Origin of the sequence: Nostoc sp. CHAB 5836, assembly GCF_020829445.1 — a bacterium.
In the GTDB taxonomy this organism is placed as follows: Bacteria; Cyanobacteriota; Cyanobacteriia; order Cyanobacteriales; family Nostocaceae; genus Nostoc.
Map to the genome: position 1 here is coordinate 24,214 of NZ_JAIVFV010000067.1, position 10,588 is coordinate 34,801.

7 protein-coding genes are annotated in these 10,588 nt (G+C 43.4%); 3 read left to right on the top strand and 4 right to left on the bottom strand.

Going from position 1 to position 10,588, the window contains the following annotated elements:
• Window positions 1-483: 483 nt before the first annotated feature.
• The 4 genes from LC605_RS15445 to LC605_RS15460 form a co-directional block, all read right to left on the bottom strand.
• Window positions 484-1,884 (bottom strand): ABC transporter substrate-binding protein, encoded by a 1,401-nt coding sequence (locus tag LC605_RS15445; RefSeq protein WP_229548407.1) that lies wholly within the window; start codon window positions 1,882-1,884, stop codon window positions 484-486.
• A gap of 401 nt (window positions 1,885-2,285) precedes the next feature.
• A complete protein-coding gene (locus tag LC605_RS15450) occupies window positions 2,286-3,329 on the bottom strand; it encodes a substrate-binding domain-containing protein (RefSeq protein WP_229548408.1) in 1,044 nt (347 codons plus the stop codon).
• A gap of 26 nt (window positions 3,330-3,355) precedes the next feature.
• On the bottom strand, window positions 3,356-4,759 hold the full coding sequence (locus LC605_RS15455) for a serine/threonine-protein kinase (RefSeq protein WP_229548409.1): 1,404 nt from the start codon (window positions 4,757-4,759) through the stop codon (window positions 3,356-3,358).
• Window positions 4,760-5,142: 383 nt separating this feature from the next.
• Window positions 5,143-6,156 carry a LysR family transcriptional regulator gene (locus LC605_RS15460; RefSeq protein ID WP_229548410.1) on the bottom strand — a complete coding sequence of 338 codons (1,014 nt, stop codon included), beginning with the start codon at window positions 6,154-6,156 and terminating at the stop codon, window positions 5,143-5,145.
• A gap of 211 nt (window positions 6,157-6,367) precedes the next feature.
• On the opposite strand from LC605_RS15460, the gene LC605_RS15465 reads away from it, so the two are divergent.
• The 3 genes from LC605_RS15465 to LC605_RS15475 all read left to right on the top strand — a co-directional run bounded on the left by LC605_RS15465 (window position 6,368) and on the right by LC605_RS15475 (window position 10,176).
• Window positions 6,368-7,084, top strand: a complete 717-nt coding sequence (locus tag LC605_RS15465) for an NnrU family protein (protein ID WP_229548411.1) — start codon at window positions 6,368-6,370, stop codon at window positions 7,082-7,084.
• Between the two features lie 296 nt (window positions 7,085-7,380).
• Window positions 7,381-7,767, top strand: a complete 387-nt coding sequence (locus tag LC605_RS15470) for a co-chaperone YbbN (protein ID WP_229548412.1) — start codon at window positions 7,381-7,383, stop codon at window positions 7,765-7,767.
• A 306-nt stretch (window positions 7,768-8,073) separates the two neighbouring features.
• On the top strand, window positions 8,074-10,176 hold the full coding sequence (locus LC605_RS15475) for an NAD(P)H-quinone oxidoreductase subunit 5 (RefSeq protein ID WP_229548415.1): 2,103 nt from the start codon (window positions 8,074-8,076) through the stop codon (window positions 10,174-10,176).
• The last annotated feature ends 412 nt before the right edge of the window (window positions 10,177-10,588 follow it).

Here is a 10,588-nt window from a genome sequence, read left to right on the forward strand (position 1 = left end):
ACAAATTCTAACTTTTGACTACTTTAGGGACTTCCAAGAAATAAATTACCCAATCTTGTGGGGTGGGCGTCCCGCCCGCCCTTGTGTATGGGCGGGCGAGACGCCCACCCCACAATAAGTAGTTGAGTATTTTTTTATTTGGAAGTCCCTTAATAGGACTTACGCAAGTGTCACAAAAAATAAAAGCTTTTAGTTTGTAGTAAGGGCTTCAGCCCTGATTTTGAAACCAAAATAAAAGTGAATCTTCATTGTAGTAGAATAATACTGGTACGGCAAAGCGAAATGTCGTAGAGGCACGACCATTTACAGCAATTATTTATTTAGGAATTGCTAGTTTTTCTGGGGTTTGCGTAGACAAAAGTTTCTACGCTCCACGCTCGGACGCCAGTATGACTGGGAACGCTTAGAAGTCTTTTGGCTTCAAAAGCGCAAGAATCCCCAACCATAATCGCAAGATTTGGTTGGCGGTGCGTTCAATGCTGGCTATCGCACTGGTTCAAAGTCATAACCAGTGCGAGAGCGCGAACCAGTAAGGATTTTCACAAGTTGGACTGGGGCATTGCGATCGCCTGATGCCAAAAACCGAATTGTACCAGAAGCACCTGTAGCAGAAAAATCAGAGGATGAGAGTGCTTGTTGGACTCCAGACCGCGTAGGATTGCGTTCTAATGCCGCAATCAGAGCGACAGTAGCATCATAACTCAGGGCGCTTCGCCAACTCACATCAGCACCCCATAGCGACCGAGATTTCTGGGGAAAATATAACTTGGGATCGCTCTCAATATGCCAGGGAACTGCCAATACCATCCCCACAGCTTGTTCTCTGCCAATTTCTAAAGTTTTAGCGCTGTAAACATCATCTCCCGCCAGCAGAGTTAACCGTTTCTGGTTAATCTGAATTATTTGCAGCGCTTTATCGAGAGTTTCAGTGTTAGCAGCTAACATCAACACTTCTGCACCTTGCTTAATTGCTTGTTCTACACTTTTAGCCGCACTAAAATCCGCCTTGGATAAGTCAAATTCGCTGGATACCTGTCCACCCTCTAGGGAAACAGATGAAACAAACTCCGACTTTAAAGACTGGCTATAGTTACTCTGAGAATTAAAGAAAACCACTGCATTTTTTTTCTGCAAGGTTCTCACCATGTAGTTGGCTAAACTTCTAGCAGCGATAAAATCACTGGGAACCGTGCGAAAAACGTAGGGGCTAAAGTTAGAAATTTTGACAGATGTGCTGGTAGGAGAAATAGCTACAAGTTGTCCAGAAGTATAAATAGTACCCGCCGCTAAGGTGGAATCGCTAGTATTCGGACCAACTACACCTAATACTTCTGAATTGCTGACCAAGCTGGAAGCGATTTGCTTGGCTATTTCTGGATTTTCATTGTCATTAGCTATCCCTACCCTCAACGGTACTCCCTTGACTCCTCCAGAAGTATTAATTTCATCTTGGGCTTGGGCAATGCCACGTAAAGTTTCTAAAGAAGCATTGGGATCAGTGCCAAATGGTACAGAAGCCACAATGGTGTAGCTTTTAGAAGAACCGATGCGGGCATTGTTAAGAAAAATTAGCGCTTCTGGATCGTTACGGTTGAGTTTTAAAGCAGCTGTGAAGTTGGCGATCGCTTGATCATAAGTTTTAGCAGCGATCGCCTGTACTCCTTCTTTTTTCACTGGAGAAATGTCACCCGGAGTCAAGGATTTTTCTCCAAAACTAATCCGGTCTTGCAAGGATGGATTGCTAACTGTTTCTGGATTTTGAGTGATGCTATTAACAATTTTGACCCCAGAATTGTTAGTAAACCACCAAACACCAGCGCCAACTATGCCAACGGTTAGCAGCAGGGCCAAGGCTAAAACTTTGGTTTCATTCTTTTGTGACATGAACAAATTTAAATAAAATAAAAATGTTTATTATTTTAGGACTTACGCAAAGGGAACGGAAAACAAACCACAGAGAACGCAGAGTTCACGGAGGAATGAGAGTTTGAGAGGGTTTTTGCGTAAGTCCTAATTTGTAGAACTTACATCTTGAGATAAAAAACTTTCCCTATTCTCTTCTTTGATAAATATAGGAATCCGGTTTGATTTTTGAACAACATTAAGTATTTGTAGGGTGCGTTAGCGAAACGCTAACGCACCGAACCCTTAAGAATGGTGCCGTACTTTCTGCGCTAAGGCACCCTAGGTATCTGTTCAAAAATAAAATAGTAGTCCTATAGGAGTTTGAGAGAGTTTTTGCGTAAGTCTTAATTTTATTATTGAGCTAAATTTAACCATTTTGATCATTTAATTTTGACAAATCCTGCTTTTTCGATCAGTTCTTGACCTTGAGGTGTCAGGAGCCAATTGGCATAAGCTTCGCCAGCTTGCTGATCTGTTTGTCCATTTTGTTTAACGATTACAAATAAATTGCGGGTAATTGCGTAGTCTCCACTACGAAATGCTTGACTATTCAACTGATTACGTTTACTAGGACATTCAGATGGAGATACAGCAGGTTGTTGGTAGGGAGGCACAAATTGACCGCTTATCCGCCCTATTGGTAGGGATTTAATCGTACATTGGGGTACAACCTCTGGGGCAGAAGCATAGTAAATTCCGCCAGGATTCATCGCTACTTTGCGTACCGCTTCCGTGGTAGTGCCAATATAACTAACGTTAGTACCAAAATTCTCTTTATTTAAAACATTTTCGATAAAGAATTCTACTGTACCCCCAGCTTCTTTGCTGCGAGAGTAGATTGTCATTGGTAAATTTGGCCCACCCACCTGTTGCCAATTAGTAATCTTACCCGTGTAGATGTCTTTGAGTTGGGCGACAGTTAAACCAGGGATATTGAGATTGTAGTTAACTGCGATCGCAATACCATCAATTGCCACCGGAATTTCTTTCAAACTAAATTCTTTTTGTTTAGCTTCGGTATTTTCTTCAGCTTTGACTGAGCGAGAAGATTGAGAAAAAGCTAGTTGATTATCTATCAACATCCGAATACCAGTTCCAGATCCGGGTTGACCTGAAGCAGGTTGAGTGTAGCGTAAAGTAAATTGAGGGCAAAGGCTTTGCAGTACGGAGTCTACCTCTTTACGGATGGGTGCCCAGGTTGTGCTACCACCATAATTAAATGTCCCTTGTGGGAGATTTGCCAAGTTACATCTGTTAACAAACTGGTTTATGGGATTACCTGTGTTGCTACTCCCCGAAGTTTTAGGAACAGTTCCAGTTAATTGCGCCCACCGTTCCATCAGAAACCATAGACCACCGAAGATTAAACCAATGGTGATGACAACGGCTAAGAAAAGACTAAGTGTTTCGTTTTTCTGAGACATAGATGGCTGTTAGCAGCACGAATTTTTTAAAGTAACAGAGATAATAATTTATAAATAAGTCGAAATACTGCTGTGAATGAAATGGCTACTAAGCCTGCTGCAACTGCTAAAATAACCACTGTCTGAATGCCAAGCCCCCCTTGTAACAAGGGGAGAAAAGAAATAATTGCAAAAGTAATTGTTGGAATAATTAATAAATCAAACTTTTCAATCCACCGCCTAGTTTGGGCAAAAATTAGTATACCTAAAATCACCGATGCAACAGTGAAAGTAGCTATGGGTGATTTTACTAGACTGAAGAGGGCGATCGCTATTAATGCACCTTCAAATCCACTAAATGCCGCCCCGGCTAATAATTCCACTGTCGAAAACGCTGGTTGAGTTAGTGGACGGCGGGGGACGACGGGACTAGAACCTTTAGGTGGTTGTGGTGGGAGGGTTACAGAAGGTAAATTAATTTGTGTAGCCGTTTGACCCGCCTGTAAGTTAAGTGCATCTAGAACCTCTTGGGCTGACTGGAAGCGCTGATTAGCAGCAGGTAGGAGCATCTTGTCTAAAACGTCAGCAAGGCGAGGGTTGACAGTCGCTTGCGATCGCCATTTCCACTGGTTGCTATAGGCATCAAATAGTTGAACTGCTTCCTGATTGGTTAACAAGGTAATAAGAGTTACAGCTAAAGCATATAAGTCTGTAGATGGAAATACTTGACCCCCAGTCATTTGCTCAGGCGGTGCAAATCCCATAGAATAAATTCCTGTGGAAGAAGCCGCAGAACCAAGTGCAACATTTGTTACTTGCTTGACTGCGCCAAAATCTAGGAGAAAAAGTTTACCATCACGACGACGCATTATATTAGAAGGTTTAATGTCTCTGTGGATAATGCCTCGATTATGGACAAACTTTAGTACCTTCAGGATTTCTTCCAGCACCTCCAACACTTGCTGCTCAGAGAATTTGCCATTTTGGACTAATTCTTCCTCCAAGTTTTGCCCATCAATGTATTCTTGTACCAAATAAAAAAATTGGTCTTGCTGTCCTGATTGCAAGCTATTAACTATCACTGGAAAGAAGGCAAATAAGTCAGGAATTTGCTCATGATCATTACCAAGTTGTGCTAACACTTCTGCCTCTCTCTCAAACATTAACTGCGCTTGTCGCAATTGAGTTGAGTTTAAGTTGCCCACTGGTTGAAATTGCTTAACTACGCATTGACGCATTCCCGGTATTCGCCGATCGCGTGCTAAAAAGGCTGCTCCAAACCCGCCCCTTCCCAGCAACTTCGTTGTTACGTATCGACCATCTAGCATCAGTGGCATACCACAGGTAGTACAGTACTTTTGCTGGGTTGTCTTCAGGGTCGTAATCTCATCTAAATCGACAAAATAATTTTGTGGGCGTGGGCAACGTGGACGAGTGCAGTAAACTTCCATTTTGGTGATTAGTCATTATTCAAAATAATTCGTAATTGATAATTCGTAATTCATTCAGGTTAAGAGAAACTAAATTCATTTAGGAATAACAGGAACCTTTTTTTGTTGATGTCAAACCCATCGCTTACTTTCGGCATCTTGCGCGAACACTGATGGGTTAATAATTCCGAATTACGAATTACGAATTACAAATTATTTGATCGTTGGTCATTTATAAACAAAACAAAGAACAAATGACAAAAAAGAAGTATGAGCGTCGGCTTCTGGCGATGGCCAGCCTGCGTACTCCTACGGGGATCTTGCTACGTGTAACGTCTCCTAAAGAGCCTTTGGCTACACCAACGCCAACAGTGAATACAGCTTCAAAGACTAATAACCAGATTTTAGTCTTCGCCCGAGAGAGTGTCCCTCCCTGGATCCAATGTAGTTACAACTATGATTTTTTGTGATAATTTTAACACATTTTGATTCCATGCAGGGTTAGCAAACTCGGGCAAAATTTCTTGACTAAAAGCTTCTGCGGCCTTGGATCGATAGCGATTAGGATTAACAATCAGCCACAGTGTCCGTTTGACGACAACGCCTTCAATGTTGGCACGGTGCAGAACACCCATTTGTAACTCTTTAGCGATCGCACTGGTTGAAACAAAGGCTGTCCCCAAACCAGATTGCACAGCATTTTTAATCGCTTCAATGGAATTTAGTTCCATTTCAACTCTAAAACGTCTGGTATCAATCTCACAGCGTGCTAACACTTGATCAATTACTTTGCGGATAGTAGATTGGGAATCTAGGGCAATGAATTGTAATTTATATAAGTCTTCCTTTTGGATTTTTTCAAGTTTGGCAAAGGGATGAAAGACAGGTAGAATCAGCGCTAGTTCGTCTTCAGCGTAAGGAATAACTTCTAAAGATTCTGATAGTTCGCCGGGAATTTCACCGCCGATAATTGCCAGATCAACTTGTCCGTTAGCGACACTCCAAGCAGTTCGTCGGGTAGAGTGGACGTGCAATTGCACTGCCACATCTGGATATTTTTGTCGGAACATCCCGATCATTTTGGGCAAAAGATAAGTGCCAGTGGTTTGAGAAGCACCGACAATCAAAGTACCGCCTTGGAGATTTTGTAAATCCTCGATCGCCCGGCAGGTTTCCTGACAAAGACTGAGGATTTTTTCACCGTAACTTAAGAGTAGATGCCCGGCTTCGGTTAATTGGGCACGTCGTCCTCCACGATCGAATAAGGGAACATCAAGCTGCCGTTCGAGATTTTGCACTTGCAAACTCACGGCGGGCTGGGAGACGTAAAGACTATCAGCGGCACGCTTGAAGCTTCCTTCTACAGCGATCGCTTTTAGGATACGTAACTGATCTAAAGTGAAAGGAAGGTCAGACATAAGGCTCAACCCACAAACTTTTAAAGGAGCGGATACATACAACAAATCAGCTTTGGCAAAAATCAGCCGGGGGTGATTGGTTGCATATTAAACTTGAAGGCTTGACTGGAAAAGACAGTAGCACAACATCTTGACTAAAGTCCCCTTTTGAATACTTTGTGGTATTGGTTGTACTGAATTCAATTTTATTTAAATTACTTCACCCGTCTATATGCTGCTGATTTATTGGTTGACACCTAGTCATTTTGTCATACTGGGGTTACAAATAGTTTTTGCGATCGCTCACAGTGGAGGCGCTGCTTTGCGTCCAAGGGCAGAAAAATACATCGGCCCAAGGCTTTATCGCATTTTCTTTGCATTAGTCAGCCTCCCATTGGCTGTGATATTAATTATTTACTTTTTTGGGCACCGCTATGATGGTTTGCAACTTTGGCAGGTACAAGGAGTACCAGGAGTGCGAGAATTTGTTTGGCTGCTGTCAGCAATCTCGTTTTTGTTTTTATACCCTGCTACCTTCAATCTACTAGAAATTGCTGCTATTCAAAAGCCCCAAGTTCATCTCTACGAAACAGGAATTATTCGGATTACCCGTCATCCCCAGATGGTGGGACAAATAATCTGGTGTGTTGCCCATACTCTGTGGCTGGGTACTACCTTTACCCTTGTGACTTCCATTGGATTGGTATTGCATCACTTATTTGGGGTTTGGCATGGCGATCGCCGTTTGAGCGATCGCTATGGGGAAGCTTTTGAAAGTGCCAAACAACGAACTTCAATTATTCCCTTTAAAGCAATTATTGACGGTCGTCAATCTATCTTATGGCAGGAATTTCTCCGTCCTGCCTATTTGGGAGTTGTCATTTTCATAATTTTACTTTGGTCGTCGCACCCTCTGTTGCTGGAAGCAACTAGTAAGATAGGATGGTAATCTTAGGTGATCCCCAGTGTCAGCAAAAAATCCCAAATCGACGAAAATTTCAGCTGATTCAATTACCCTAAATCAATGTAGGATAAATTCAAACATCAATCGTGGGGGTGAGTTCAGTCAGGTTGAAATTTGATAGAGAAACGATCTCCTCATTCAATCCCCTAACTTTTAGTTATAAACTTTTACTCAGCACGAGCTAAACCCTAGCTATCCCCTAACAGGACTCGGAACTCACCACTACTGAATTCAGTGCTGATAGCTAGTTTGATAAAAAACCTTATAATCCAAGAGGCGTCATGGTGTTGTCGGTTAGTGAGCGGACATTTACTCAAGAAGTTTTAGAATCTCCTATTCCTGTTTTAGTTAATTTTGAAGCACCTTGGTGTGGCTTGTGTCGAGTTATCCACCCACTGTTGTTGCAATTTCAAGCCCAATGGGGGGAAGAAATTAAATTAGTTGGGGTTAATGCCGATCAAAATTTTAAATTGTCTACTACTTATAGGCTCAAATCACTACCAACTTTACTATTAATTGAAAATGGCACTATTCGCCATCGCTTGGAATGCTTTCGCAGCAGAGAAGATTTACGTCTAGCTTTAGAAGAGATTAAAGCCAGCTACAGCAATTACCCCAAAATCTACAAAAGTTCAAAAACAGTGGACTTAGAGTGTCGGTCAGCTTGATGGGCATGGGGCTAATGACTAATACTTCGACTACGCGCTTGGTGAGTTGACGGTGAGCATCTCGACTTTGCTCGTTGGCGTAGCCTAAGAAGAGATGGAACCGCAGTCGAACTGCGTAGTTGAACGCGAGTGCGTCCCGCTCTTAAGGGCAGTACAAGTGACCAATGACTAATGACCAAATCTAAAACCATGCTTAACACCCCACCCAATCAGCCTTGGGTGGGTTATTTTAACCTAAAGGGTGTGTGTCACAATTATTAACAGTTCCGACACGCTAATCAAGAATTCTAAAAGTAGGCGTCAGTGATGGAAGTAATCTATCAGTATGCCTGGCTGATTCCGGTGTTCCCTCTTCTCGGGGCAATGCTGGTCGGTCTAGGGTTAATCTCGTTGAATCAGGTGACAAACCGCCTACGGCAGCTTAACGCTGTGCTGATTATCTCTATGATGGGAGCAGCTATGGCTCTGTCGTTTGCCTTGTTGTGGAGTCAAATTCAAGGACACGCGCCTTATATTCGCACCTTTGAGTGGGCGGCTGCTGGTAATTTTCACCTGAGCATGGGCTACACTATTGACCACCTGACAGCCTTAATGCTGGTGATTGTCACAACGGTAGCCTGCCTAGTCATGGTTTACACCGATGGCTACATGGCTCACGATCCCGGTTACGTGAGGTTTTACGCCTATCTCAGTTTATTTGGCTCCTCAATGTTAGGTCTGGTGGTCAGCCCCAACCTAGTACAGATTTATATATTCTGGGAATTGGTGGGGATGTGTTCCTACTTGCTGGTCGGCTTTTGGTATGATCGCAAGTCAGCAGCCGATGCCGCGCAAAAAGCATTTGTGACCAACCGCGTGGGCGACTTTGGTTTGTTACTTGGCATTTTGGGGCTATTTTGGGCAACGGGAAGCTTTGATTTTAATATCATGGGCGATCGCCTCGCCCAACTCGTAGAATCAGGTTCTATCAGCAATTTTCTCGCTGTCCTGTTTGCGATTTTAGTTTTCTTAGGGCCAGTGGCGAAATCAGCCCAATTCCCCCTTCATGTCTGGCTACCAGACGCAATGGAAGGCCCCACCCCCATTTCTGCCTTGATTCACGCAGCAACAATGGTGGCGGCGGGTGTTTTCCTGATTGCCCGGATGTATCCAGTATTTGAAGACGTTCCAGTTGCAATGAACGTCATTGCCTTTACTGGAGCGTTTACGGCGTTTTTGGGGGCAACCATTGCCATTACCCAAAACGACATCAAAAAGGGCTTGGCTTATTCCACCATTTCCCAACTTGGTTACATGGTGATGGCAATGGGAATAGGTTCCTACAGTGCTGGACTATTCCACCTGATGACCCACGCCTATTTCAAGGCGATGCTGTTCTTGGGTTCCGGTTCAGTAATTCATGGTATGGAAAGTGTGGTTGGACACGACCCCGCCTTAGCTCAAGATATGCGCTTGATGGGTGGACTGCGAAAGTATATGCCTGTCACAGCAACTACCTTTTTGATTGGTTGCTTGGCAATTTCTGGTATTCCCCCCTTTGCTGGTTTCTGGTCAAAAGATGAAATTCTGGGGAAGGCTTTTGAGGCTAACCCACTTCTCTGGTTCATTGGCTGGCTAACTGCTGGGATTACGGCTTTCTATATGTTTAGAATGTATTTCTCGACATTTGAAGGTAAATTCCGGGGTAATGACGAGAAAATCAAGGAAAAACTCAAAAAAGCGACGGCGACAATCGTCTTGGAATTAGAGTCACAACAACCAGTCCCGAATTTTGGGCCTGGGGCAATGAAGAAAGGAGAATTGGCGGCAACTAGTGAGCAACATGACTCCCAGGACTCCCACGGGGATCACAGCCACTCCCCCCACGAATCGCCGTGGACGATGACACTGCCGTTAGCAGTGTTGGCTGTGCCTTCGATTTTGATTGGTTTGGTGGGAACTCCCTATGCCAATTATTTTGAAGAGTTTATCTTTCCTCCTAGCGAAACCCTCTCAGAAGTTATAGAAAAGGCTTCCGAGTTCAATCCGACGGAATTCTACATTATGGCGGGCGCCTCAGTCGGAATTTCTTTGATTGCGATTACCCTGGCTTCGTTGATGTATTTGCGCCGTAAGATTGACCCGGCTGCGATCGCTGCTCAAATCAAACCACTTTACGAGTTATCCCTCAACAAGTGGTATTTTGATGATATTTACCATCGGGTTTTTGTCCTGGGCTTGCGTCGCCTAGCTAGACAAGTTATGGAAGTTGACTTCCGCGTTGTAGATGGTGCTGTTAACCTCACGGGCTTTTTCACCCTCGTTAGCGGTGAAGGGTTAAAGTACCTAGAAAACGGTCGCGCTCAATTCTATGCCTTGATCGTGTTTGGGGCGGTTTTGGGTTTAGTGATTGTCTTTGGCGTTACCTGATTTGTGTAGTGTCAAATTAGAGCCAGGGCGAATAGAATTCGCGGCTAGACAAACAAAGTCCGCCTGCGCGGACTAAGAGAAAATAAAGGTTTATTAACCCAGGTCGGTGGGTAAAGCCTCGTGTAGACGCGGTTTCTAACCGCCCTTTTACCCCCAAGTTTTTTAAGAGTCTAATTTAGACTCCTTTTTTTTAGCTTGAATTCCTCAGCAGTCTTAACTGTTGAGGTTTTATGGTTTGTACTTCCAGTAAAATAAGAGGTACTGTACTAGAGAGTTTAGGTACTTACTATAGCAATCCTAAATGAGTCGTGAAAAATATAAAATTTGAAAACGAACCGCAAAGTACGCTAAGAGCGCAAAGGGAAGAAAGAAAAAAGAGATTATAATTTTCACAAATGATTTAGGATTGCTA

Excerpts from the sequence above, each read along its gene's own strand:
- LC605_RS15445 (WP_229548407.1), bottom strand. The coding sequence starts at position 1,884 with ATGTCACAAAAGAATGAAACCAAAGTTTTAGCCTTGGCCCTGCTGCTA.
- LC605_RS15475 (WP_229548415.1), top strand. The coding sequence starts at position 8,074 with ATGGAAGTAATCTATCAGTATGCCTGGCTGATTCCGGTGTTCCCTCTT.
- LC605_RS15450 (WP_229548408.1), bottom strand. The coding sequence starts at position 3,329 with ATGTCTCAGAAAAACGAAACACTTAGTCTTTTCTTAGCCGTTGTCATC.
- LC605_RS15460 (WP_229548410.1), bottom strand. The coding sequence starts at position 6,156 with ATGTCTGACCTTCCTTTCACTTTAGATCAGTTACGTATCCTAAAAGCG.
- LC605_RS15455 (WP_229548409.1), bottom strand. The coding sequence starts at position 4,759 with ATGGAAGTTTACTGCACTCGTCCACGTTGCCCACGCCCACAAAATTAT.
- LC605_RS15470 (WP_229548412.1), top strand. The coding sequence starts at position 7,381 with ATGGTGTTGTCGGTTAGTGAGCGGACATTTACTCAAGAAGTTTTAGAA.
- LC605_RS15465 (WP_229548411.1), top strand. The coding sequence starts at position 6,368 with ATGCTGCTGATTTATTGGTTGACACCTAGTCATTTTGTCATACTGGGG.